The organism is Vibrio ostreae, assembly GCF_019226825.1.
GTDB lineage: Bacteria > Pseudomonadota > Gammaproteobacteria > Enterobacterales > Vibrionaceae > Vibrio > Vibrio ostreae.
The window spans coordinates 793,824-819,515 of the sequence record NZ_CP076643.1 but is presented as its reverse complement, the minus strand read 5'-3'; the positions used below and the strand labels follow the sequence as shown (position 1 = coordinate 819,515).

21 protein-coding genes and 4 pseudogenes are annotated in these 25,692 nt (G+C 48.6%); 9 read left to right on the top strand and 16 right to left on the bottom strand.

Annotated features, from left to right (window positions below; translation table 11 throughout):
- Window positions 1-84 precede the first annotated feature (84 nt).
- From KNV97_RS09890 to KNV97_RS09875, 4 genes are read left to right on the top strand one after another with little or no spacing between them, the layout of a single operon-like run.
- Complete coding sequence (locus KNV97_RS09890) at window positions 85-1,230, top strand: ABC transporter substrate-binding protein (protein WP_218563001.1); 1,146 nt, start codon at window positions 85-87, stop codon at window positions 1,228-1,230.
- Between the two features lie 18 nt (window positions 1,231-1,248).
- On the top strand, window positions 1,249-2,934 hold the full coding sequence (locus KNV97_RS09885; protein ID WP_218563000.1) for an ABC transporter permease: 1,686 nt from the start codon (window positions 1,249-1,251) through the stop codon (window positions 2,932-2,934).
- Window positions 2,931-3,578, top strand: a complete 648-nt coding sequence (locus KNV97_RS09880) for an ATP-binding cassette domain-containing protein (RefSeq protein ID WP_218562999.1) — start codon at window positions 2,931-2,933, stop codon at window positions 3,576-3,578. The genes KNV97_RS09885 and KNV97_RS09880 overlap by 4 nt, the downstream gene beginning before the upstream one ends.
- Window positions 3,571-4,191, top strand: a complete 621-nt coding sequence (locus KNV97_RS09875) for a CDP-alcohol phosphatidyltransferase family protein (protein ID WP_136484557.1) — start codon at window positions 3,571-3,573, stop codon at window positions 4,189-4,191. The genes KNV97_RS09880 and KNV97_RS09875 overlap by 8 nt, the downstream gene beginning before the upstream one ends.
- Before the next feature lie 69 nt (window positions 4,192-4,260).
- On the opposite strand, the gene KNV97_RS09870 is transcribed toward KNV97_RS09875, so the two are convergent.
- The 3 genes from KNV97_RS09870 to KNV97_RS09860 all read right to left on the bottom strand — a co-directional run bounded on the left by KNV97_RS09870 (window position 4,261) and on the right by KNV97_RS09860 (window position 7,649).
- On the bottom strand, window positions 4,261-4,476 hold the full coding sequence (locus KNV97_RS09870) for a TIGR02450 family Trp-rich protein (RefSeq protein ID WP_218562998.1): 216 nt from the start codon (window positions 4,474-4,476) through the stop codon (window positions 4,261-4,263).
- 431 nt (window positions 4,477-4,907) lie between these two features.
- Window positions 4,908-6,383, bottom strand: a complete 1,476-nt coding sequence (locus KNV97_RS09865; RefSeq protein ID WP_218562997.1) for an LA2681 family HEPN domain-containing protein — start codon at window positions 6,381-6,383, stop codon at window positions 4,908-4,910.
- Window positions 6,384-6,752: 369 nt separating this feature from the next.
- Window positions 6,753-7,649: a LysR family transcriptional regulator gene (locus KNV97_RS09860; RefSeq protein WP_218562996.1), complete on the bottom strand. Its 897-nt coding sequence runs from the start codon at window positions 7,647-7,649 to the stop codon at window positions 6,753-6,755.
- 168 nt (window positions 7,650-7,817) lie between these two features.
- Between KNV97_RS09860 and KNV97_RS09855 the strand changes: the two genes are divergently transcribed.
- Window positions 7,818-8,987, top strand: coding sequence for an alkene reductase (locus KNV97_RS09855; protein ID WP_206208401.1), 1,170 nt, complete (start codon window positions 7,818-7,820; stop codon window positions 8,985-8,987).
- A 100-nt stretch (window positions 8,988-9,087) separates the two neighbouring features.
- Here the strand turns inward: KNV97_RS09855 and KNV97_RS09850 are convergent, their stop codons facing one another.
- From KNV97_RS09850 to KNV97_RS09840, 3 genes are all read right to left on the bottom strand, one after another.
- Window positions 9,088-9,708, bottom strand: coding sequence for a peptidase E (locus KNV97_RS09850; RefSeq protein WP_218562995.1), 621 nt, complete (start codon window positions 9,706-9,708; stop codon window positions 9,088-9,090).
- Between the two features lie 176 nt (window positions 9,709-9,884).
- Window positions 9,885-10,571 carry a DUF4336 domain-containing protein gene (locus tag KNV97_RS09845; protein WP_218562994.1) on the bottom strand — a complete coding sequence of 229 codons (687 nt, stop codon included), beginning with the start codon at window positions 10,569-10,571 and terminating at the stop codon, window positions 9,885-9,887.
- A 139-nt stretch (window positions 10,572-10,710) separates the two neighbouring features.
- Complete coding sequence (locus KNV97_RS09840) at window positions 10,711-11,058, bottom strand: hypothetical protein (RefSeq protein ID WP_218562993.1); 348 nt, start codon at window positions 11,056-11,058, stop codon at window positions 10,711-10,713.
- A gap of 629 nt (window positions 11,059-11,687) precedes the next feature.
- On the opposite strand from KNV97_RS09840, the gene KNV97_RS09835 reads away from it, so the two are divergent.
- Window positions 11,688-12,359: a flavin reductase family protein gene (locus KNV97_RS09835; protein WP_218562992.1), complete on the top strand. Its 672-nt coding sequence runs from the start codon at window positions 11,688-11,690 to the stop codon at window positions 12,357-12,359.
- Between the two features lie 184 nt (window positions 12,360-12,543).
- On the opposite strand, the gene KNV97_RS09830 is transcribed toward KNV97_RS09835, so the two are convergent.
- Window positions 12,544-12,924: a hypothetical protein gene (locus KNV97_RS09830; RefSeq protein ID WP_218562991.1), complete on the bottom strand. Its 381-nt coding sequence runs from the start codon at window positions 12,922-12,924 to the stop codon at window positions 12,544-12,546.
- A gap of 248 nt (window positions 12,925-13,172) precedes the next feature.
- Between KNV97_RS09830 and KNV97_RS09825 the strand changes: the two genes are divergently transcribed.
- Window positions 13,173-13,964 (top strand): CLCA_X family protein, encoded by a 792-nt coding sequence (locus KNV97_RS09825; RefSeq protein WP_218562990.1) that lies wholly within the window; start codon window positions 13,173-13,175, stop codon window positions 13,962-13,964.
- A gap of 29 nt (window positions 13,965-13,993) precedes the next feature.
- Here the strand turns inward: KNV97_RS09825 and KNV97_RS22255 are convergent.
- From KNV97_RS22255 to KNV97_RS09810, 4 genes and pseudogenes are all read right to left on the bottom strand, one after another.
- Window positions 13,994-14,071 (bottom strand): annotated as a pseudogene (locus KNV97_RS22255) (YajD family HNH nuclease); the annotation flags it as partial.
- A gap of 508 nt (window positions 14,072-14,579) precedes the next feature.
- Window positions 14,580-14,879, bottom strand: a complete 300-nt coding sequence (locus tag KNV97_RS09820; protein WP_218562989.1) for a hypothetical protein — start codon at window positions 14,877-14,879, stop codon at window positions 14,580-14,582.
- A gap of 666 nt (window positions 14,880-15,545) precedes the next feature.
- Window positions 15,546-17,954, bottom strand: a pseudogene (locus KNV97_RS09815) (LysM peptidoglycan-binding domain-containing protein); the annotation flags it as partial.
- Between the two features lie 216 nt (window positions 17,955-18,170).
- On the bottom strand, window positions 18,171-18,257 hold the full coding sequence (locus KNV97_RS09810; RefSeq protein WP_407701906.1) for a hypothetical protein: 87 nt from the start codon (window positions 18,255-18,257) through the stop codon (window positions 18,171-18,173).
- A gap of 25 nt (window positions 18,258-18,282) precedes the next feature.
- On the opposite strand from KNV97_RS09810, the pseudogene KNV97_RS09805 reads away from it, so the two are divergent.
- Window positions 18,283-18,699, top strand: a pseudogene (locus tag KNV97_RS09805) (LPD1 domain-containing protein); the annotation flags it as partial.
- Between the two features lie 29 nt (window positions 18,700-18,728).
- On the opposite strand, the gene KNV97_RS09800 reads toward KNV97_RS09805, so the two are convergent.
- From KNV97_RS09800 to KNV97_RS09780, 5 genes and pseudogenes are all read right to left on the bottom strand, one after another.
- Window positions 18,729-19,073 carry a YajD family HNH nuclease gene (locus KNV97_RS09800; RefSeq protein ID WP_136484529.1) on the bottom strand — a complete coding sequence of 115 codons (345 nt, stop codon included), beginning with the start codon at window positions 19,071-19,073 and terminating at the stop codon, window positions 18,729-18,731.
- Window positions 19,074-19,198: 125 nt separating this feature from the next.
- Window positions 19,199-20,132, bottom strand: a pseudogene (locus tag KNV97_RS09795) (class I SAM-dependent methyltransferase).
- Window positions 20,133-20,138: 6 nt separating this feature from the next.
- Window positions 20,139-20,834, bottom strand: a complete 696-nt coding sequence (locus KNV97_RS09790) for a TIGR01621 family pseudouridine synthase (protein WP_218562988.1) — start codon at window positions 20,832-20,834, stop codon at window positions 20,139-20,141.
- Window positions 20,835-20,956: 122 nt separating this feature from the next.
- The gene (locus KNV97_RS09785; protein ID WP_218562987.1) at window positions 20,957-22,342 is read right to left on the bottom strand and encodes a class II fumarate hydratase; all 1,386 of its coding nucleotides are present in this window, start codon (window positions 22,340-22,342) and stop codon (window positions 20,957-20,959) included.
- A 111-nt stretch (window positions 22,343-22,453) separates the two neighbouring features.
- Window positions 22,454-23,782, bottom strand: coding sequence for a sodium-dependent transporter (locus tag KNV97_RS09780; RefSeq protein WP_256612988.1), 1,329 nt, complete (start codon window positions 23,780-23,782; stop codon window positions 22,454-22,456).
- Between the two features lie 390 nt (window positions 23,783-24,172).
- On the opposite strand from KNV97_RS09780, the gene cls reads away from it, so the two are divergent.
- Window positions 24,173-25,627, top strand: coding sequence for a cardiolipin synthase (gene cls / locus KNV97_RS09775; protein WP_136484518.1), 1,455 nt, complete (start codon window positions 24,173-24,175; stop codon window positions 25,625-25,627).
- The last annotated feature ends 65 nt before the right edge of the window (window positions 25,628-25,692 follow it).

The following is a 25,692-nucleotide window of genomic DNA, read 5'->3' as shown; positions in this document are numbered from 1 at the left end:
GGTCTGTCTCTGTATGCGGTAACGCCGTTTCAGCTCAGGATGACGCCACAACCTCATTTTCATCTCGTATTGCAAAGGATTCTCATGAAAAAACTGCTTACCTTCGTCTGCGCTTGCCTGTTCTCACTCCCGGGATGGAGCCAATCCTGGCAGGAGATTACCGAGCAGGCACGTGGTCAAACCGTCTATTTTCATGCCTGGGGAGGCAGCCAGGAGATCAATAATTATATCCGCTGGGCCGGTGAACAGTTGCAGTCGCAATACGGGGTAGAGCTGAAGCAGGTTAAAGTCACCGATATCGCAGAAACCGCCACTCGTCTGCTGGCAGAAAAAGCCGCCGGCAAGGATCAGGACGGCAGCGTGGACATGGTGTGGATTAATGGCGAGAACTTTAAGTCAATGAAAAGCAATGGCCTTTTATATGGCCCGTTCGCTGCTTCCCTGCCTAACTGGCAGCATGTGAATCAAGCTCTACCGGTAGAGACCGACTTCTCTGAACCCACCGAAGGACTGGAAGCTCCGTGGGGCGTGGGTCAGCTGGTGTTTATTCACGATGTTAAAACCCTCAATAATCCACCGCAATCTTTTAAAGAATTACTCAGTTATGCCAAAGCATTTCCGAACCGTATCACCTACCCGCGCCCGCCGGAGTTTCACGGCACCAGCTTTCTCAAAGCGGCTTTGATTGAACTGACCAACAGCGATCCTGCTCTGCATCAACCCGTCGACGAGCAAAGCTTTCAAGCCGTGACCGCACCATTGTGGCACTATCTTGATCAGTTGCATCCCCTGACCTGGCGCGCGGGCAAGCAGTTTCCCAATAGCTCGGCGCAGATGATGCAGTTACTTGATGACGGACAGATTGATCTGGCTATTACCTTCAATCCTAATGCGGTCTATTCTGCTCAGGTGTCCGGCAAACTGGCACCAAATACTCGCAGTTACGCAATGCAAGCGGGTGCGTTAACCAATATTCATTTCCTGGCTATTCCTTGGAATGCCAAAGCCAAAGCTGGTGCTCAGGTGGCGATTAACTTTCTGCTCAGCCCGCAGGCTCAGTCGCTCAAAGGTGACATTAATACCTGGGGCGACCCGTCGGTGCTAAAAGCCTCGTCACTCAGTGGCAGTGCAGCCCAAACGCAACTGTTTAAAGCGATCGCCGAGCCGCATCCGAGCTGGCAGACAGCGCTGGAAGCCGAATGGCAAAAGCGTTACGGAACCAGCCAGTAAACCGGGCGAACTGACTTCATGATGCGCATCGCATACAGCCTGCTGCTGCTGACCTGTGTCGCCCCGCTGCTGCCCGGATTGGCAGGGGCAGTGCTTTCTGCGCTCGGTTACATCCCAGCGGTCGGGTTGCAGCGTTTTAATCTGGAAGCGTTTATTAGCGTGGCGCAATGGCAGGGAGTCGGCCGTTCTCTTCTGCTGTCAGTGACCTCGGCTCTGCTGAGTACCTACCTGGCCCTGCTGCTTTGTTTCAGTATCGTCCAGACCCTGTGGCAAAGCAGGCACTGGCACCGGGTTGAGCACCTGCTTTCCGGCCTGCTGGCTCTGCCTCATGTTGCCTTTGCAATCGGGTTCGCTTTTCTGTTTGCCCCGACCGGAATCACAGCGCGTCTGGCCAGTGCGCTGCTGGATTATCAGGTTTCCACTCAGGCTGGTACCTGGCTGGTTCAGGACAACCACGCGCTGGGTCTGACGCTGGCTTTGGCGCTGAAAGAGACACCATTTCTGTTGCTGATGAGCATTCCGGTGTTGCAGCAGCTGAACGTATCGCGCCAACTTCAGGTCGGAGCCTCTCTCGGCTATTCCGCAGCGCAAACCTGGTTTAAAGTTTTGTTTCCGCAATGGTTGCGTGCACTGCGTTTCGCTCTGTTTGCTGTGATTGCCTATGCGGTGGCGGTTGTCGATGTCAGCCTGATCCTCGGCCCCAACACACCACCCACTTTTGCGGTGCTGGTTTGGCAGTGGTTTAACGACCCGGATCTGCAACAGTTGCCACGCGCGGCTGCCGGAGCGATCGTACTGCTGCTCGTGACCGGACTGATGTTGCTGACCGTAGTGCTGATCGAAAAAGCACTGCTGCACTGTTATCGTGGCTGGCAGTGGTCCGGCAAAAGCCGCTTTCCCCTGCCCGGCCGCAGCAGTTTGTGGCTGGTGAGCACGATTGCCGCGCTGATCGTGCCATTAATGCTGGTCTGGAGCTTTGCCCAGCGCTGGCGCTTTCCGGATCTGCTGCCTAGCCAGTTCAGCAGCCGTTTCTGGCTCAGCGAGTGGCCAACTATGCTGCCGACCTTGTGGCAAAGTATCTGGATAGCCCTGCTGAGCGGTAGCCTGGCTCTGGTTGCCGCGTTATTCGCCCATGAATACAAGCTGCGCCATCAGGCGGCTGTGCCGCTGTGGATCATCGTGCTACCTATGCTGGTGCCGCAGTTATCGCTGCTGCTCGGCATCCAGATTTCGGCCTTATGGCTGGCCGCAGACCGTTATCAACTGTGGGTCATCTGGTCGCATCTGCTGTTCGCTTTTCCGCTCGTTTATCTGGCACTAGACGGCCCCTGGCGCAGTTTTAACCCTGGCTATACCCGGGTCGCACTCAGCTTAGGCAAAAGCCCCTGGCAGCAATTTCTGGCCGTTAAAGTACCTTTACTGCTACCGGCCATACTCTATGCCTGGGCGGTCGGGATCAGTGTCAGCCTGGCACAATATCTACCGACCTTAATGCTCGGCGGCGGTCGCATTACTACGATCACCACCGAAGCAGTCGCCCTGTCGAGTGGTTTTGACCGCCGGGTGATGGCAATTTATGCACTGTGGCAGGCGTTGCTGCCGTTTATTTTCTTTACCCTTGCGGTGTTGATAAGCCGGGCGCAACCTCACCGCCAGCGCATCATGGCCACCGCAGTGACCGTATCGACAAGTGAAAAACCATGATGTTTCGCACCGAACACCTTACTATCCGCCATCAGAGTGGTGCCGTACTGCTCGCAGATTTTAACCTCACCATTGCCGCCGGCGAAATCGTCAGCCTAATGGGCCCAAGCGGCTGCGGTAAATCCACCCTGTTGAATGTCATCGCCGGGCACCTGAGCGCGGATTTCCGCTATCACGGCAAGATGCAATTGAATGGCGTGACCATTGATACTCTGCCGCCCCATCAGCGCCATATCGGAATGCTGTTCCAGGACGATTTGCTGTTCCCTCACCTCAACGTGTGGGAAAACCTCGCGTTCGCCCTGCCGGACCATATCAAAGGCAGTGAGCGTAAACAGCAGGCCCTGCAGGCGCTTGGCCATGTTCAGCTGGGCTCTCTGGCGCAGTCATTTCCGCAGCAGATTTCCGGCGGACAGCGAGCGCGAATCAGCCTGATACGCATGCTCCTTGCCCGGCCGCAACTGGCCCTGCTTGATGAACCGTTTAATAAACTGGACAAAGCACTGCGCGGCCAGTTTCGTGACTGGGTTTTTGAGCGCTTACAGACCGCAGGCATCCCGACACTGATGGTCACACACGACCCGGAAGACGTCCTGCCCGACGGACGCATTACTCACTGGCCGACGGAGAATTCCCATGCTTGATCGCCATGTTATCCCCCTGATTCGCTGGCCGCTGAACCAATCGGCCGTCGTACTCGACAAAATCAGTATCACTGCCAATCAGGTTACCCTGTTTGGTTTTCTCCTTGGCTGCCTGGCCTTTCCGGCGCTGGTGCTGGAGCAATACCTGCTGGCACTGCTGTTGATCGCCCTCAACCGTTTGTGTGACGGGCTAGACGGCGCTCTGGCCAGAATTCAGGGCCTGACCGACGCCGGCGGCTTTCTTGATATCAGCCTCGATTTTTTGTTTTACTCGCTGATCCCGTTCGGCTTTGTGGTGGCCAACCCGGAGTATAATGCGGTGGCCGGTGCCTTTCTGATTTTTTCCTTTATCGGTACCGGATGCAGCTTTCTCGCTTTTGCGGTGATGGCAGGCAAGCGCGGCATTCAGAACCCGGTCTACCAGCATAAATCACTGTACTATATGAGCGGCCTGACCGAAGGCACAGAGACCATCGGCGCGTTGGTGCTGTTTTGCCTGTTCCCCGAACAGTTTGCCCTGATAGCCTACCTGTTCGGTACTGCGTGCTGGTTTACCACCGCGACGCGTATTTATTCCGGCTATCACACCCTGCGGGATGCCGAGCAGCCATAACGTCATCATTCACTTAATCTTGGTTGCTGCCCACACGTCAACGCGTGGGCACACAGAGATAAACGGGCGCTACTTCCAGCCCTGAGCCCATTTTTGCTCATCTTTCAATTCGCGCCAGTCAATCGGATATTCGTTTCTCGACAACACCGCTTCGAGAGTGCAGGACACCACAACGCCCTCTTCGTTAAACTCGATATCTGAGACCAGAAAATGCTTTTCCCGGTTCATCGGTGTCACAGCGGTCCATTTACTGTTGCGCAGTTTGGCGGGGTTAATTGGGTTCATTTTTGCTCCGTAATCGGGTTGGTGTTGGGGTAACTGAATGGTTCTACGCACTTTTACGGATTAGGTTCAATGCTGCTAAACCTGGCGGCTTTGTGTTTACGACCTTTCAGCAAGATTTCTGGCCGCTCATTCAAGCGCTTGAAAGCAAAATGCCAGATACGCATTACTTGCTGAGCGGTCAGCAGGCCAGCGCTTGCAAGACCTGGCTTTTCGGATTTGGGGTTTTCTGACGCTGAACTTAGTCTGAGTTGAAGACTGACAAAAGTGGCATTACCTCCTGCAGCACAGAGTTGGACAGAAACGTGCCAGTGAATTTGCTAAATTAGCAATCAATGAATTAGTTTAGGTATGTCAAACTCGCTTAATGAAGTGTTCAATCTAAGTGTTGCAGATCAACTACACAGTGACCCTATTGTTACTCGATAAGTTTGTTATAGTCTTGTTGATTGAATGGGTACTATCAAACCGTCACCTCTTGCTTCTTCGCGTTTACGTTCTTCGACGTGCATTGCCAAAGAAAGATAAATCAATGCTTCACGCGCTAGCCGCAGCATTTTTAGAGACTTCCCCTCCAAGTCATCGACAGTTATGTACTTCAAATACTCAGTATCATCGACTTGAGCTGGGTACTCTTGAATCCCTAGATACCGATGTTCTGCCATTTTTCGTATGTAATGTAATTCCTTAGCTTCTGGTTCACTGACATCTTGAAAATTTGGGGCATACAAATCTTTTGATAAAAAGTACAACCCGCGTAACATCCAGTTTTCGCTCTCTAAGAAGCACGGGTGGATTTCCAGTTTTTTCTCTTTCTTGTTATACATCCCCCAAATGTTACGGAAGTTAACACCATCTACCTTTAGACCTATGTTCATATAGTCGTTGAGAAATAAAGCAATTTTATCGAAAATAGAATATGACACTCGCAAAGAGTTTTTCAACAGCTCGTTTCGGTAACCGAATTGCACCCCATCTAATCCATTTTCTAGGAGCACGTCATTGTCAGAATAGTGGTCTAAATTACTAGTGGTAAACTCGTATAGCATATACCGAGAAACTATGAACTCTTGCTTTAGCAAGTTAAAGTATTTTGGGAATCTAGGTTCTTCACCGACTGCATACACATGACTAGGTAAGTGAAGAATATCGTTTGCTGCAATGGTCGCATCGAGCACGTCATTCAGTGGGTTGATAAACAGCCTTTGTTTTAAGCACCACTTTCTGTAATCCTGTTCTTTTTTGCTCTCACCTAGAGAAAAATCATTGAAATCAAAACTACTGTCGAACTCAATGTTATTCAATATCTCATCAGTGACGTCCCTGTAACTAATAAAAGCATCAAGAGCGTCCTTCTGAACTCCACTGTCCCATAACAACGGCTCAGTGCCGAAGCGACTAAGCTCCTTATTCGCGTGGAAAAAGAAAACACCACTATGCCCGTAATCATACAAATGCTGCCCATAGTGAAATTGATTTATGGCTTTGTTACCTACAGCCATCGCGAAGTTATCAATAAGAGACAGAACTTTGTCATAGTAGCTAATTGATTCGATCGTTCGCCCCAGTGAACTTAGTCCATTAGCTATATTGGTAAGCATTTTACACCGCATCCCATCGCTAAGCTGTTCGAAACCAGTCTCAACGACGGCGCTTCGTAGGTTTAGCACCTCGGCGATTTGTCTTTCCTGATGCCAACTCCAAGTATCATCGAGTGTTTTTCGCTCAATCATTCGCAGTGCTGAATAACAGTTAGCTTTATAGAAAAATAAGACTGAACGATTCTTGCGTGTCTCGTTATTCATGAGAGTATCGCAATCTAGCAGAAGCTGTTCTAATCTCACCTGATCGCTATTATCAGCCGCTAAATCGATTTCCAGTCCAAGTTTTTCTATCTTTTCACCGTGCATAGTGATATTTCCCCTATCTTCTACGTACTTTACTGGCATGAGAAAAAGTAAGTCAATTGACGCTTTAGTGAAGTGAGTAGTTGATCGGCCGTTACACACTTTGGGGCAAAACCGTTTTAGCGTTTTCCCAGAAATCACGACACGAAGGTAATCTATCAGGCCGGTTTTTAGGTTTTCGGCGCAGGGCCAGACCAAACGGGTTAAGCCACACTATGCTCCAACCTTCCCCCATTCTCGTACCATCCCCACAACACAAAACAACCACTTAACAACAAATCCGCGTCATTGAGGCACACTAACCATCGCCCTTACCTTGAACCCAATAGGATCCGCCATACTGCAACGTACATTGTGCACTTCATTACTGCGCTACACCTCCCCGCACACCTCTTTGAGTTTCTCTCTTAGCCACTGATGGATTCGGCTTTGTGCGGTTCTTTCGTGCCAAGCCACGATCACATCAAACTTCGGTGGCTTGATGGCGATATTGAGCGGTTTGACCTTGGGATGAGGTAATAAGCGCGAGGGATAAAAGGCAATCATATCTGTGGTGTAAAGCACATCGGGGGCGGCTTTGAAGCTAGGGATCGACATCACGATATTGCGTTGTAACCCTTGCTGCGCGAACCAATCGTCGTGCGAGCCTTTTAAGTTCGCTTTCGATGGCGAAATCACCAATTGTGGTAAAGCAGCAATGTCCGCCAGCGCCAAGGTTTGGTGATGCAGAGGGGAATCGATACTGGCGATACAGATGTGTTGCTCGTCAAATAACCGTTCGGACTGAATGTAATCGGGAATAAACGGCGGAAACGTTAATGCAACATCCAACTCTCCAGAGGTGAGCAATGGCCCAACATCATCGGATTCAAAATCGGTCACAATGATTTTTAGCAGCGGGGCTTCTTGGCGTACCTTTTTCAAAAACAGCGGCAAAAGTGCGTCAATGGCGTAATCGGTCGCACTGATGGTCAGCACACCTTGATAGCTGCCGGGCGAGAACTCATGCAGCGTTAACAACCCTTCCACATTATCTAAAATAGAACGAATACGCTTACCAAGCTCTAGTGCTAAAGGGGTCGGCACCATAGTATTGCCTTGGCGCAGCAATAAAGGATCAGCAAACAAATCACGCAATTTGCGCAGTTGCTCGCTAATAGCCTGTTGAGTTAAACCCATTTGTTCAGCCACCCGGGATAGGTTTCTTTCTACCAGCAAGGCATCTAACACACGCAGCTGTTTAATATCGAGTCGTTGTATCCCGCTCATGTTATCTACCATTTATAATTGTAGCAATTACCAAAAAGTCTTGTTTCACATTGTACCCAACCTCACCTAATCTGCCCACCTCGCAAGGTAGCAAGGCCATTCTTTTTATCTAGGTGATTTAACCAAGGACAGCGGTAAATCATGCTAAGCAGGACATTCTTAAATCTTATGAGTGAAAAAACACTATTCGATGCCATTACGCTTGGTCAAAACACATTAAAAAACCGTATCGTACTTCCGCCCCTCACCCGCTCTCGCAGCTCACAGCCGGGCAACATTCCCAATGCGCTGATGACAGAATATTACCAGCAACGTTCTGGTGCGGGCTTTATGGTGACAGAAGGCACGCAAATTGAGCCTCGCGGCCAAGGCTACGCCTGGACTCCGGGCATTCACTCTCAACAGCAGATTGAAGGCTGGAAATCGGTCACTCAAGCGGTGCATGACAATGATGGCGTGATTTTCTGTCAACTATGGCATGTCGGGCGAGTATCGCATAACAACCTTCAACCTAATAACGACGCGCCTGTGGCACCGTCTGCCATCGCGACCGATTCGGTCAAAGTGTTTATTGAAACAGGTCCTGGCGAAGGTATTTTGACTGACCCGAGTATGCCTCGCGCACTGGAAACCGACGAAGTACAAGAAATTGTCGAACTGTATGCACAAGCGGCACGCAACGCTCTGGAAGCAGGCTTCGATGGAGTGGAATTACACTGTGCGAATGGCTACTTGGTGAACCAATTTATTTCTGAGCACAGCAACCAGCGCAACGACCAATACGGTGGCAGCTTAGAAAATCGTCTGCGCTTTTTGAAGGAAGTGGTTGAAGCCGTTTCTGCCGTGGTCGGCCCGGAAAAACTGGGCGTGCGTTTTGCCCCTCTGTTTGAAAGCACCGATGAAGATCGTGTTTACCTTGGTTTGGTGGAAAGCAATCCGCTGGAAACCTATGTAGAAGCGATTAAAGTGCTAGAAAACGCGGGCATTGCCTATCTCTCTATTGCTGAAGCGGATTGGGATAACGCCCCCGATCTGCCTGATGCGTTCTATCAGGCTGCTCGCGCCACGTTCAGCGGCCGCATCATTTATGCAGGCCGTTATACCGTAGAAAAAGCGCAGCGCATCTTGGATAAAGAGTATGGTGATTTGTTCGCGTTTGGTCGTCCGTTTATCGCCAACCCGGATCTACCGGAACGTATTCGTAACGATTGGCCACTCAACCCTGTCGATCCTACCACTATGTACGGTGGTACTGACGTAGGTTACATCGATTACCCAACTTACACATCGGATAACTATGCTTTGCGCCATACCAACGAAAGTGAGTGTGGCGGTTAAACCGAAACGCTGCATGATGAATACTGCGATGTCAGAAGCCGTATTGAGTACAGGTTTGAGTCAAACGAATAAACACTGAAATCAGGACAGTCCCCAGACTTCAGGACAGTCCCCAGACTTCAAATTGATTGTCATGTATGACAATCGCTTGTGTGTTGCTAATGGGACAAAGATCTATTTCCTCTTCATAACTAGAGATGATTTTCTCGACTGACTCTTTGAATGGAAAGTTTGTGTGGTGAGGAACCGGATAAAAATCAATCATGCCTAATGATGAAAACGTGCCAATGTTCGGCGCGGCAGTGAAATCATCCATGTCTTTTACATACTCAATATTGCGTGAAAGCACAATGGAACCGGCAGACTCACCAATATACATCTTCCCTGAATTTACTTGTTCAGATATGATTTTATCCGCGCCTGTTCTTTTCAGCTCTTGAAGCAGATAGAAGGTATTACCACCAGTAACATAGATATAGTCATTCTTTTGGAGCGTACTATCTATTGTTTCTTTGGTTGCCGTTGAAATTTCAAGTTCGTCAACAATTAGCCCGCGTTCTTCAAGGGCCTTTTTGCCAGCATCCACATAAAATGTAATATCTTCGACAAGACTCGCCGTGGGTATGAATGTAACAGTTTTACCTGTACATTTTTCCTCGGCGAACTCCACGAATAAATCAGCTACATCCACGAAAGATGAAGTTAAAAACATCTTTTTCATTACGTCTCCTTTCTTCCCGACCACTTCTATAGAAACTTAACGCCCGGCTAATGGGAAAAAACCAATATCATATGCACTCAATTTAACCAGCCGGAACCCCAAAAGCAAACCGAACCAAAAGTGGCACGTGTTTTTGTCCCGTTGAGCCGTTTGTATGGGATTTTCTCGCTACTTGCTCAGATAAGCCATTCGAATGAGCGAGCTAAAAACTTATTTGCATTTTCTTTGACTATTTCGCCATGAGACATGACTAGAATTTTAGGATCCCACGCTAATAGACGATTGATATGTGTACGTGCATCTGTTTTGCCAAACATGAAGCTTAAACGCCAATCCAAAGGCATTTTCCCATTGGGAGCTAGAATACCTGCGCCTTTCGCAATAACCCTTTGCCAATAGTTAAAGTCTTGACCAGGGAAATTTTCGACCAAGTCGGTAACAATGAGTGTGCTAGAGCCTTTATGATAAAACACACATTCTTCCATTAATGGAGAGCCTGAAAACAATTCTTGATCAATGTCTGAACTCCAAGCCCAGCTTTGATGGTTATTCAAAGAGCCATTAAAAGCTAGGTCATTTCGTTTTTTGATAACTTCGTCGGTACCATATATTTCAGCACTGGGGTAAGCAGAAATCCACTCAGGCAAGAAAAGGTGATGAAGATGATTCGGTGCTATCAAATACTTAACCCGACCTAAATATCCGATTTGTTCTATGATTTTTTCTGACAATTTGATCGGACTATGAACCCAAAGATCTCCATTTGATAGTCGGACAACCGTCATCCGTGTAGAAAAAGGGAGTCCCAAGAACTGCACAGAGTTCCCGTCAAATATCCATATTTCGTGCGCTAATTTTTCCATATACCTCCAAGCACATAACGCTGAGCTAAGTGGCTGCCAACGCCCAGATTACTCAAACATTGCACCGTAACCACAAAACAAACTTAAACCTAAAATGTCACACGTTGGCAGTCCGCTTGAGCGACTTGCTATGTAAAAATTAATCGTAAGCATTTAAAATTAAGCCATTTTCTACCACCAATAACTCATTTATCGTGATACGCTTAATTTGACTTATTAGTGATGTAAAATAGCTTTTCTCTACCTGAGAATGACTCTTTGGTAGCTGATTTACTATGATTTTTAGCTGAGATATTTGCTTATACTCAAGCTCTTTTCTCACGAAAATAAACGAAGACGGGCCAAGTGCTCTAATGACTAAATTTGATTGCTCTGTATCAATTGGAAAATCATCATCTCCCACTAGCTTTAATTGGATGTAGACTTGATTTTTACTTAGCATAGATAGTAATTCTCTCCACTTAGTATTATTCATCAGTCCATGCATACTCTCATCTCCAATTTTTTACATAACAGTGCTTTTTCAGCAGACACTGTCTGTATAATATTTTCAGAAAATATAGACACCATATCAGCAACATACTGTTCTAACTGTCTTTATAATCCTTACACCCACAAATTACAGAACATGTCTGTATAAACGCAAGTGCTCAACTAGGCTCATAATCTTCAATTAGGGTATTTAGGTCAAGAACTGACATAAGAAAGTGGTCAGGAAGTTGATACTAAATGATTTTGGGCTAACACCGCTTTAGCGTTTTCCCTGAAATCACGGCACAAAGGCAAAAAATCAGGACGACTTTTTAGGTTTTCGGCGTCGGGAACGTTTAAAACCGGCCTTTTCCACATCAAACAACAAAGCGCCTTGCTGGTTACTCTTTGGCGTAAGCAAAGCTTGAAGTACAAAGCAACGAAACCGTTATATACCCGCTCTGACACGATACGATTTGAAAATTTGTGGCGCCGGGCCAGACCAAACGGGATAAGCCACACAATGATCTAACCTTCCCCCATTCTCGTACCATCCCCACAACACAAAACAACCACTTAACAACAAATCCGCGTCATTGAGGCACACTAACCACCGCCCTTACCTTGAACCCAATAGGACCCGACATGCTGCAACGTACATTGAATAGTAAACAAATCGCTGAGATGGAAAGCCGCTATCGCGCGCGCCTGGTCAGCAGTTTAAGCGGTTTCAAAAGTGCCAATTTGGTGGGCACTATTGATGCCAAAGGGCAACCAAACCTGGCGATTGTCAGCTCAGTCACTCATCTTGGCTCCAATCCGCCTTTGCTGAGTTTTATCAGCCGTCCGAACTCGGTGCAGCGCCACACCTTAGAAAATATTCTCCAGACCGGCGTATTCAGTCTCAATTCGGTTGAAGCCGCTTTCACAAGCCTCGCCCATCAGACTTCGGCACGCTATCCAAGGCAACAAAGTGAATTCGAAGCGGTTGGCTTAACCGCGCAATTTGAACATGGCTTTGCCGCGCCGTTTGTACAAGAAAGCCGGGTAAAAATCGCCTTGCGTCTGATAGAACACCACACCATCAAGGCCAACAATACGGAGATGGTGATTGGTCAAATAGAACAAATCCACCTGCCGGATGAAATCATCAAACCGGACGGCTATCTTGATATTGAATCACTCGATTGGGTGACGATCAGTGGACTGGATAGTTACCACGTAACGCAGAGGCTGTATCGTTTGCAGTACGCCAAACCCGACCAGCCGTTACAGCCGCTGTCGGTGTGCGGTGACAAAGCCACATGGAATAACTAGCCGTGGCGGAAGCTTAATGAGGTTAGATTGCGGCCAGCCTGCAATCAGTCCAGACCATCCATAACATGCGCATCAAATTTGTGCCGCTGACTCCAAACCAGCAGCACAAAAAAGCGTGAGCAGATTTATTCCGCTCACGCCTTCCATATTCATACCGGTTTAGCGGTGGTGTTGACGGTTGCTGTTACTCAGCATCAACATCGCACGCGGTGCAGCTTTGCAGCGCGATTTCGTGTTCAAACACGATGGTGCTGCTGCCTGCTTCTAGTAGCTCTGCGATTTCATCTGCGACTTCTTTTTCGTCGTCAGCTTCCACCTGATCCGCCAGTTCTTCGTCAGAGTAACCGTAGAAGTTCAGCAGCAAATAATCGCGCGCTTCGTCTTTGGTGCAGGTCACGTTGACCGCGATATCGGCGTCAAGGCCATCTTGCGCGGTAATCTCAGCCACTTGCGCCTGTACATCTGCTTTCATGGCAGCCGTTAACCAGCCAAGATCGGTGCTTACCGTGGTCTTTTTACAGTTAAAACAAGGAAGTTGCTCAAAGTAATATTGAAAGTCAGCCATAGGGAATGTCTTTTGTCAGTGTCGTAAAAGCAGATTATGCGCTTTTTATGCTAAATTGCTATCTTTACTCTAACTTACTGGCTTTACTCCAACTTACTGGCTCTGTGCTGCCTTATTAGCTCAACGCATTTTCAACGCAGGTAGCTGAAGTCGCCCTCTCCCTGAGTCACGGATTCATGTACAATTGGCCTGCGAAGTTAAGGCCGTGTCGAATGACGGGCCGTGGCATACCATCTCCGAGGAATCGCTTGCAGTTAACCAGCTTTAAATACAAGACGCGTAAAGGCCCCGACTATCGCCACGGCGAGCAGATGTCATTTCTTGATATAAAAGAAACGTTTGGCATCGGCAGTATTCGTGTCGGTAAATGGGTGAACGCGGAAGAAAAGGATCTCGCGGCTAATCTGATTTTTGATTCACTGGCCGATCTGGCCTATATCCTGGCTCTGCCGCCGGAGGCAATTGGCCTGCGCGGTAACCTGAATCTGGCATTCGGCACTGGTGGCCGCCAAGGTGTTCAGGCCCATTATGCTCCCAATCAACGTGAACTGGCATTGGCGAAAAATGCCGGTGCCGGTGCGCTGGCACATGAGTTCTGGCACGCGTTTGATCACTATATTGCAGAGAAGGCGTTTGCCATCGGCGACCGATCCGGGCCGCAAAGAAGTATCCTGTTCGCCAGTGATTGCTGGTTAAAAAATCTCGACCATTATCCGCATCCGCTGAATCAGCGTTTACTCCGTATTTTCGATGCAACACTTCTGATTAATAACGGCCAGGACATGCACGATTATGTCCTGCGCAGCGTCAAAGCGGATAAAGCGACAGGGTCAAATTACTTTTCTCAGCCAACTGAGATGATGGCGCGCGCTTTTGAGGCGGTGGTAGAGTCATGTTCCGGAATTGAAAACCCGTATTTAGTCTCAGGCACCACGAAACCTGACAGCATCGCGGTTTATCCGGATATTGGGCACAGAGATGTTATTCACGCTGCGCTGCAGGCCTACTTCCACCCGCTCGGTGCAGCATTAAGCCGCTGACAGCAATCTTATCCGCTGCGCCCTAATCCCTACTTCTTCATCATCTTGGCTAAATCCGCAAACGGATTGTACGTGGCGCCCTGATGCTCATCATCACCGGGTTTGATTATGTTCAGTCTCAACGGCAAGGCGATCTAGCAGACTCCCCATTCTTTTTCGTCTCGATTCTGTTATCTGTAAAGCCTATTTACGAAAAGCGATTAATAACAAAACGGGGGAGACCTGTTAGCCACACATTAGTCAATAGAGTCGACAGTCTATATACAGGATAATCAGAACCATAAATAGATTGGATGCTTTGACGCCACTCTTGAATCTCTTCCTTCGGTATTCGCCAACCGTACCTAAGCATCAGGTATGCGTACCATATGTGACTTGTGGAACTAGCAAACACCCATGAAAGATTACTCTCTAAAATAAATTTAGCTCGTTCTTTAAACTTAGATGGCGTACTAATCTAATCACAATGCTATGAAGCATCTCGTACTTTCTCTTCCGAAGCTTAATTGACAAGTAGAGATTCAAGATCAAGCATGGGAACCCACCTACTACTAGCAGTAACACGCCGACTTTAATCACTAAATCAATCAAAGCTCTTCGCCTCTACCAATCTTCCTAAATTAGTTTGCTTATCACGTATTCATTGATAGTAAAAACTGCCAAACTAGCAAAGGTTACATTAAGCAACATGATAGATAACCAATAAAGGGGATACATTGTACCCAATGCCTTTTTAATCTCTTGTTGCCAGCTTGAAATATCATCAGCGGAGATCTTCCAAGCGAATCGCAACATGGGGGACACGAACCAAATGTAGCTGCCAGCGCTTCCTGCAACCCAAGACATATGTGCTTCCATAAGTAATAAAGCTCTGCTTCTAAATTCCTCAGGAGCACTTTGATAAATTAATTGCATTAACTCATATTTTCTTGGTCTTAACTTTATAGTTAGAAATATATTAGTCGCGAAAAATATTAATCCAGTCGTAGAGCCTATTACTGCCGCATATCCACTAATCAAATAACACCTCTTCTACCAACGCTCTCCAGCCATTGGAGATTTCTCCACCATACATTCCCCAAATAAAAGATCCACCAGCGACCAATGCAATTGATAGTCCTCCAGTAACAGGTATAAGAGTGATTCCTCATCCTATAGCAGTCCACCTAAGTTGTATTACATTATTTTTAACGAAATAGCATGCTTATCAAGATGATTGAGAGACTTGTCAAAGAGATATCCATTAAGCATGTCATAATGAAATAAAGTGGAAAATCTTTTCCAAATATAGACTTAATGCTTTTTCTCCAAAGAAATATATCTGAATGAGAAATTCCCCAAGCATACCTGAGCATCACATACCCAAAGATCTCAAACGCAAATCCACTCGCAGCAAGCCAAGATACATTGCTTTCCATCATCATTTTTGAACGTTCACGGAACCGATCTGGGGCACTGTCTGAAATACTGTATATCAACGCATATTTATTCTTCCTAAACTTAATAGATAAATATGTTAATATCGTCATCCATGGAAAAAAAGTAAGTAAAAAAACGTATAAACTTACTTCAGGCACTTTATCAATCAAAAATCACTTCCTCTGCAAACTTGCCCACGTTATTCGATATGTCACCACCATATAATCCCCAAAAGAGTGTTCCTCCTGCAACTAAAGCTATCGATAATCCTCCTGTAACAGGAATGGCAGCTAAAGCTATACCTATCCGAACACCAGCAACAACATTTACAGCACCGGAAGCTGTATTTTTCACCAAGCTACGATTACAGGTTTCCTCAAACCAACCACTAGTATTACATGTCTTTACTACATCCACAGCATTACCATACAAGCCAGCCCCAATCACTAACCCATTGGCAACACCCAAAAATCGGCTGAAAGACATAGCTCGCTTATACAAACTCGTCATCTCAATCCCTGATACCGCCTTAGAGAAATCTTTCGCGCGATACAATTGTCGCTTACCGACATTAAGGTAGTCATTGATACGCTTCGCTTGAACATTTTTAATGTAGCCCGGTTTACCAACCTCCGAGAGAATCGATTTCATCTCACTTTGAAATGCTCTCGCTTCTTTTCTCCATACTTTATAGTCAGGATTAGAATAAAGCGCTTGCCCTGATAAGCCTTTGGTTTTCTCTGCAGTATAACGCGAATACTCTGCAAATGACTTCATTCGCTGGCTAAGTTTGTCTCCTTGTATCTGAGCTCCCGCAACCACAGTACCAGCTCCGGCAACGATATCATTTAAACTAAAATCACGAAGGCCTGATGATGCTGACTCATCTTGGTAAACATCTAGGCCGGATGTCGCCGCAACAAGTAAAGCATTGGTTGCCGTTTCATGGTGCTCTGCAAACCATTTCTTCTCTTCACTAGAAAGCTGCAAAAACTCAGTCATAAGTTCATTAGCTTGTTTGATAGCGAACTCTTCATCTGGGTGCTTTTCTATCCATGGCGATACAACTAAAGGCATTCCTTCAATAATTTGGCTAAAGCTACGTTTAAGATGAGGGTTTGACTTTAATACATGATCAATAATGCTTTTGCCTTTCGATAGATACGTTTCTTGGGCAAAATCCTCCACGCTCATTTTTTTATCAGCGAAGACAAGATACACATCATCGACGTCCTGAGGAGGTATGCTGGCTAAGTTTGCCACAACAAGATCATTGTCCAAAATAGTCTCGCTGCCGATAGGCTTAAGTGACGTTCCCTGAAAATTACCGTTGTAAGCATAGTGAGTGTTTGCAGCTTGGTTGTATATCTTGGGCTCCACTAGTGGTAAATCACGTTGAACTGTTTTGGTACTTTCAAGATTTACAGGCTCTTGAACCGTGAGCTTATCCGCGACTTTCAATGACATCGGGTCAGCGTTGTACTGCGGATTCAAATCAAGTAATTGTTTCGCCGACAAGCCATATTGCTCTGCAATGGCTCCCCATGATTCTCATTGGTTGGTTTTAGAGTCCGTTCCAACAGTATGTATCTCTGGTTTATTCTCAGCTTTCTCCGTATCGGAGGGGTGAGTGGTTTGCCTTTCCGCAACAGGTTGCTTGGGCGCAGCAAGCAATTCGTTTATATCGAGCTTGATACCATGTTGAGCTAACCAGTCATCATCGAGTTTGTCTAGCTCTTCTCGGGTAATTGGCTGTTCAAGATAAATCAGATGTTGGTTTTCAACGTCTTTACCTTCGAGCTTCCAGTAAACCAGAATGGCGCTTTGATAGATGTTGTAGCCTTGCTCATCATTGAGCTGCTCGTGGGTGGAACGTGTCGCATAGAAGGCCCACTTGCCATTTCCTAGCAGCTTGTACTCTTGAACTAAGCGTCCATTGTAGAAATGGTAGTAGTAGCCTTCTGTTGGTAGCCCCAAACGCTCACCAAGCTGTACTGAAGGGACAACTGGGATAAAGGCTTCTCGCACTACACCAGAGCCTATAGGCTTCACCTGCACATTGTCGGGAACACTAATTCCCAGAGCATTGGACGCTACTTTAGCGACTAATTTTTTCGGTTCATCAAAGGCGGTGAGCGCCGTATATTTTGTACCGTGCTCGGTTGCCTCCGTCTGCCAGCGGCCAATCAGGGCTTCCTGTTTGGTTTTCGCCAGTTCAAACGCATACCCCACGCTTTTTCTATACGTCTCATCCGAGCAAGCCACTTCAAAGCAATATTCGTATTGCAGTTTTGGTGGTGTATCTGAGGTATCAGGTTTTACGGGCTCAGGAACGTAGGTCTCTTCAATGTTAGGCGCATAGACAGCGGCGCTTTGAATGGGTACAGCACTGCCCGCCGCACCGCCAGACATTTTCGTTCTGGAAAGATAGGCACTTTTCGCTTCTGGCGATAACGCCTCTTGCCCTTCCGCCGACAAGCTCCACGATTTGCTCATTCCGTCTCTGAACAAAACAGGCCTAGAGGGAGAATCCGTTAGCAGCGCTAGTTCACCTCTTTTCAATTGTTCCAGAATCAATGTTACAAACAACATCATCTAAACCGAAAAATACCGCTTCAAACGAACTTTTACTCTACTAGTTACAACCTTGTATCTGGATATATAGGGATAAATAACAGTGGTTCCCAAAACGGTTAACTCTCATTGGTAGACTTTTCGATTACGACTCATGAACTAACTAAAAAACAAACAAAAATGGCACAACTTAAGCAGTACCATTTTGCCAGATTAACTGAATACCAACTCTTTTAACGCTGATTCTCTATCAATATCAGCGAACTCCGGTCGGTTATCGAGGCGGTACTGAAAAGTCAAGTATGGCGCTTCAATCTAAGATATCAAAGAGGCGTTTGCCATCGGCGACCGCTTCGGGCCGCAAAGAAGTATCCTGTTCGCCAGTGATTGCTGGTTAAAAAATCTCGACCATTATCCGCATCCGCTGAATCAGCGTTTACTCCGTATTTTCGATGCAACACTTCTGATTAATAACGGCCAGGACATGCACGATTATGTCCTGCGCAGCGTCAAAGCGGATAAAGCGATGGGGTCAAATTACTTTTCTCAGCCAACTGAGATGATGGCGCGCGCTTTTGAGGCGGTGGTAGAGTCATGTTCCGGAATTGAAAACCCGTATTTAGTCTCAGGCACCACGAAACCTGACAGCATCGCGGTTTATCCGGATATTGGGCACAGAGATGTTATTCACGCTGCGCGGCAGGCCTACTTCCACCCGCTCGGTGCAGCATTAAGCCGCTGACAGCAATCTTATCCGCTGCGCCCTAATCCCTACTTCTTCATCATCTTGGCTAAATCCGCAAACGGATTGTACGTGGCACCCTGATGCTCATCATCACCGGGTTTGATTTCGCTGCCGTAACGCTCATGATCCAGATATTTGCTGTGCTCGTGGTCGTGGCAATAAAGGCACAGCAATTCCCAGTTACTGCCGTCTTCCGGGTTGTTGGTGTGGTCGTGATCTTTGTGGTGAACGGTTAATTCACGCAGATTAGAGTAGACAAATTCGCGTGCACAACGACCGCATACCCAAGGATACAGTTTGAGTGCTTTTTCCCGGTAGCCGGCTTCTTTGCGCGCGTAACCGGCACTGGTGCCGTAATAATCTGAGGCCATGTCGTAATCCTTAACAGTGGTGATAAGCTAGATTTTAGCACGAGCCGAGACCGGAAAGAATCGCCACGCGGCCCGGCAGACAAATGCGAAAAAAAGCACAGCCTGAGCTGTGCTATCTTCCGAACTTAACTGAATACCAACGCCTTCAACGCTGACTCATCATCAATATCAGCAAACTCCGGCGGGTTATCCAGGCGGTACTGGAAGGTCAGTTGTGGCGCTTCTGCCTGCATGCCTTCAATCAGGAACTCACTGCTCACCATCGGCGAGTTAACGCAGGCCAGTACTTCGCCATTCGGGTTGAGCAAATCAGGCAGGCGGCGCAGGATTTTGGCGTAATCCTTGGTCAGGGCGAAACTGCCCTTCTGGAACGACGGCGGATCGATAATCACCAGATCGTACGGGCCGTATTTCTTAATCTTACCCCAGCTTCTGAAAATATCATGACCCAGGAAACTGACCTGATTCAGGTTATGATCATTGAGCTTGTGATTTTCGCGCCCTTTCGACAGCGAGCCCTTGGCCATATCCACGTTTACTACATTATCGGCACCACCGGCAATCGCCGCGACAGAAAAACCGCAGGTGTAGGCAAACAAGTTGAGCACGTTTTTTGTGTTTGGCGTGCTCACGCACCCAGTCACGGCCCAAACGCATATCGAGAAACAGGCCGGAATTCTGATTGCGGCCGATATCAAGCTGAAACTTAAGGCCGTTTTCTTCCACCACCGGGCGGTCATCGAGTTCCCCCACCAGCACCTGCGATGGCGCGCCATCGGCATAGCGGTGTTGCAATACAATACAACGCCCGCCCTTGTGCGCCCACAGTGGCGAAGCAGCCAGTTCAGTTAGGCCCTTTACCAGTGCATCAAGAAACTCATCTTCAACCGGTTTGAACAGGCTGATGATCAACTGTCCCTGCAGCCAGTCACCGGTCAGTTGCTCTAATCCGGCGAAGCGCTGACCACGGCCATGAAACAGGCGGCGGACTTCATTGGGAACGTCGGCCAGTTGAGCCGTGATTTCTGAAAAAAATTGAGATAAAGCAGTTGTTTGCATATATAATTACTTTTTCACGCTTGGCCAGCTTAGTGACCAGGGTTCAAGCCAGGCATCAATGCCCTGGCTGACGATAACGCTGTGCCATTTCTCGCCCAGCGCGTTATATTGACGCGGATCGCACACCCAGCTGTAGATTTCCCCCTGATATGGAAAGCGCAGCGCAAAGGCATGCAGGTAACCACGATCGGCACTGCTGCCCGGGTTGTAAATCGGGTCACCGACAATCGCCGAGCCGACCGATTTTAGCGCCACCCGAATCTGGTGGGTTTTACCGGTATGCGGTTTACATAAATACAAGCGCTCACCCGGCTCTGCAGCGGCGGAAAAAAACTGGGTCACGGCCGGGTTATGCTGGCTCGGCATCAGTTTCCACGCCGAGCGACGTGAGCGTTCCATATCACCGCTCACCAGGCCCTGTTTCTTCTTCGGCTTTTTGCTGCCCAGCGCCAGATAAAATTTTGCGACTGCCCGGTCGGCAAACGCTTTGGACAACTCAGACGCAGCACTGGCATTGCGAGCCAACAGCAAAATACCCGAAGTCATTTTGTCGAGACGATGCACCAGATAAAGCTGGCTGTCGCCGCTCTGTTGACCCACGTCCTGCAGCAACATGGTGTCGCCGTCATCCTTGTGTACAGACACATCGGGATGCTTGTTGATGATCAGAAAATCAGCATGACTATAGAGAATATCGAACATACGGCCTCACTAAAATGGACCGCCATTATACTCAAGTGACGCCAAAGGTCAGCAAACTCTCGCTTACGCGATGTTGGCTGACCGATATTTGTCCATTGCCAGCGATCCAGGCAGTCAGAGCCCTATTCGACGATCCCTCCCTTCACCAGCAGTGCCGGATCAAGCAAGTGTTCCAGTTCGTCACGGCTTATCTCTGTCAGCTCTTCAGCCACATCAATCACCGGCCTGCCCTGGCGGTAGGCCTGTTTCGCGATCTCGGCCGCTTTGAGATAACCAATCACAGGATTGAGTGCGGTGACCAGAATCGGATTTTTAGCTAGTGCCGCTTCCAGATGGTCTTCCCGCACCGTAAAGCCCACTAGCGCTTTATCCGCCAGCGCGATGGCCGAATTAGCCAGTAATTCAATGCTCTCCAGAATATTGTGCGCAATCACCGGTAGCATCACATTGAGCTGAAAGTTACCCGCCTGCCCCGCCACGGTAATGGTGGTGTCGTTGCCGATGACCTGAGCGCAGGCCATTGCCACCGCCTCCGGGATCACCGGGTTGACTTTGCCCGGCATGATGGAAGAGCCGGGCTGCAACGCCGGCAGCTCAATCTCACCCAGTCCGGCGAGCGGGCCGGAGTTCATCCAGCGAAGGTCATTGGCCATTTTCATTAAAGCGACGGCCGTGGTTTTTAACTGGCCGGACAAAGCCACGGTTGCATCCTGACTGCTGAGATTAAAGAAGAAGTTGTCACTGGGCACAAAATCAATCCGGGTCATACGCGACAGATTTTCCGCAAACGCCTCAGCGAACTGCGGGTCGGCATTAATCCCGGTGCCCACCGCTGTGCCGCCCTGAGCCAGAGCCGTCAACGCAGGCAGGGTCTGCTCAATCGCATGACTGGCGTGTTCTATCTGTGCCTGCCAGCCGCCCAGTTCCTGCTCGAAGGTTATCGGCATCGCATCCATGAGGTGAGTACGCCCGGTTTTGACCACATGCGCCAGTTGCTGCTTCTTATTGGCCAGCACCGAGCTAAGATGGGACAGTGACGGCAACAAATGATGCTCAATCTGAATCGCGCAGCTGAGCTGAATCGCGGTCGGGACCACATCATTACTGCTCTGTCCCATATTGACATGGTCATTAGGGCTGACTGTCTTGTTGGTGATTCTGGACGCCAGTGTAGCCAGTACTTCGTTCATGTTCATGTTCGAACTGGTGCCGGAACCGGTCTGGAACACATCAATCGGAAACTGGTCAAGGTAGTGTCCTTCAATGATTTGCTTGGTGGCCTGCTGCACCGCATCCGCTATATCCTGATCAAGTAAACCGAGTTGGGCGTTGGTCATCGCTGCCGCCTGCTTTATCCGCGCCAGCGCCTGAATAAACGCTTTCGGCATCTGATGACGACTGATAGCAAAGTTGTTCACTGCTCGCTGAGTCTGAGCCTGGTATAAGGCGTCTTGGGGTACCTTAATTTCGCCCATACTGTCTTGTTCAATCCGATACGTAGTATCCATTTCAGGCTCCTTATTCTGTTTAGTGCTGGCAGGTCAGTGCCAACCTACGCCTTGAGAATAGCAGATACAAAAAAGCCACCGGCTGACGCAGGTGGCTTTTTTATTAAAGAGTTATCTAAGCCGTCGCCGATAACTGAGCTTGGCTCCGCGCGGATCAGGCAAAAAGACCAGCAGCATCAGTACCGGGCAAACCAGGCGCACGTACAGTGGCCAGATTTTCCAGAACCAGCTGTTTTCAATCTCCGGGCAACCCTGCTTCAGCTCAGTCAGAATCTGGTTACGGTTCCAGATCCAGCCAACAATCAGGGTGATCAACAGAGCAATGATAGGCTGCGAGTACACTGTGGTGAACTGAATCACCAGGCCAAACAGGCTGGAGAAGTTCATCACAATCACCGCAGAAATCACCGTGACCAGACCGCCAATCCACAATACCGCAGTGCGGCGGCTCTGCTTCAGCTCTTCGGTCGCACAGGCAACCGGCACTTCCAGCATGGAAATTGAAGACGTCAGGGCCGCGATGATCATCAGCAGGAAAAAGACCAAGCCAATCAGGGCACCAACGGAACCCATGGTATCAAACATCGCCGGCAGTACAGTAAAGACCAGTGTATCTGAGTTGAGCAGTTCACCCGACTCAGAGAAAATTTCAACCCCGTTGTGTTTGGCAACAAACATCGCTGGCAGAATCATCAGGCCGGCAATAAAGGCAACACCGGTATCAATCAGGGCGACCTGCGCTGCGGTTTTCGGCAGGTTCGTGTCTTTTTTCAGGTAAGAGCCGTACGTCGTCATTACACACACCCCTAGCGACAGTGAGAAGAACGCCTGCCCCATTGCGCTCACAACCAGTTGCGGTGTCAGATGAGAGAAGTCCGGTACCAGGTACATTTTCAGACCTTCAACCGCACCATCCTGAGTGAAGATGTAGATAGTCAGCAGACCAAACAGAACGAACAACAGCGGCATCAGGCGAGTTGACCATTTTTCAATCCCGTCCGCCACACCGTTGCGTACCACAAACATGGTCAGCGCCATAAACAGCACCATCAGTACCAGATTGCGCTCCGTGCCGAAAGTGGTCAGCCAGTGACCAGCACTCTGCATGCCGATAAAATCCAGGCCACTGCTGAAGAAAGAGCCGACCAGCCAGCCAGCCACGATCGCGTAGAAGCTCAGGATCAGGGAGACGACGATCATCCCGCCGATACCTAGTAAAATGGCACCCAGTTTGCCTTTCGGCCACGCAGCACGAAACGAGCGAATCGGGTTGGACTGGCCATAACGACCAATGGTCAGTTCCGCCACCAGCATCGGGAATGCCAGCAAAAAGACCATCAACAGGTATACGATCAAAAAGACCGCGCCACCATTACTCGCTGCCTGGGTCGGGAAACCCCAAACGTTACCCAGGCCCACGGCCGAGCCCGCGGCGGCCATAATAAAGCCGAACCGCGATGTAAATTGACCTCGAGAACTACTCGCCATTGTTTCTGTACCAATATGTTGTGTTTGTCAGTGCGGTGTCCAAAAGTAGGTGTATAAATTTATTTACACACATTTAAAAATAGAGTGACACCAAGGTTGTGGCAAGTAGAACAGTTTAGGAATAAAATTGGAAGCCCGAACAGTATATTTTTCGGACTCCACCCGCTTTTGTCAGACTATCTGATGCGTTTTTAACCTACCCTTCCTTATATAACACTAGAATTACACTCAATTAACAAACTTTTCTGTTATCTTGGTTTCATATTGTTTTTGCTGGTTTTCTTTTCACGCTTATGCTTTCAATTTACTATTCGAACAACTGAATTTGAGTATACTTAGTGCATGGATAAGGTTTATCACTTCTTAACTCTGGCAAGCATCGCGCTGTACTGGTTTCTGGTCGCGGGTGTCTCACTCAGAGTGGTTTTAAAAAGACGCGCCGTCAGTGTCTCTCTTTCCTGGCTGATGGTGATCTACATTCTCCCGATCGTCGGAGTGCTGTGCTATTTCCTGTTCGGTGAACTGAACCTGGGCCGCAAACGTGCTGAGCGCGCCAAAGAGATGTTTAAGCCGTTTGGCAGTTGGTTCCGCTCACTGAATGATTGCCAGGCGCATCGGCCGGACGGCATGGGTGCGCACATCTATAAAATTGACGAGTTATGTAATCACCGTATGGGCATACCGGCCTTGAGTGGTAACACCTTGTCGCTGCAGAATTCACCCAACGAGATTCTTCACTCCATCATTGATGATATCAAGCAAGCGCAGCACAGTATTCGCATGGTGTTTTATATCTGGCATCCGGGCGGGCTGGCCGATTCAGTCGCGTCGGCACTGATTCAGGCGGCCAAACGTGGTGTCGACGTCAAGTTACTGCTCGATTCAGCTGGCAGCCCGCGTTTTTTCCGCAGCCACTGGCTGACCATGATGGAGGATGCCGGTATTCACGTCGTCCAGGCGCTGGAAGTGAGCCCGTGGCGTATTTTTCTGCGCCGTCTCGATCTGCGCCAGCATCGCAAGATCATCGTGATCGATGATGCAGTCGCCTATACCGGCTCAATGAATATGGTCGATCCGGCTTACTTCAAACAAAATTCCGGCGTCGGCCAGTGGATTGATATCATGGTGCGCGTGACCGGCCCTGCGGTTAACGTGCTGTCGGCTATCCACTGCTGGGACTGGGAAGTCGAGACCGGTGAACGTAACCTGCCTCATGTGCCGGAATGCGGAATTGACAGCAGCTCACCGCATCACCCGATTCAGGTCGTGCCGTCCGGCCCCGGCATGCCAGAGCATTTGATTTCCCAGGTGCTGACATTGGCGATTAACCAGGCCAACGAATCTGTGTGTATTACCACGCCCTATTTTGTCCCGAGTGCCGATCTGCTCGCGATGCTGAAGATGACAGCTCAACGTGGCATTAAGGTGGATCTGGTTATCCCGCACAAGAATGACTCTGTGATGGTCAAGTGGGCCTCGCGTGCGTTTTACGGCGAGTTACTTGAGGCCGGTGTGGTTATTCACGAGTTTTCCGGTGGCCTGCTGCACACCAAATCGGTCGTCATTGATCGCCAGTTTTGCCTGGTCGGAACGGTTAACCTCGACATGCGCAGCTTATGGCTCAATTTTGAAGTAACCCTGGCCGTGGATGATGAGGAATTCACCCAACAGCTTTACTGGCAACAGCAGAGTTACATTGAACAATCCACTCAAGTGGATTATGAGGTATGGGAACAGCGCTCACTCGGCCATCGCTTTTTAGAACGTCTTTTCTATCTATTCAACCCGCTGTTATAAGCGACAGGGCCGGGAAAAGACCTCAGCGCCCTGCCCGGGCCGGGATGAGTTTTTTATTGTACTTT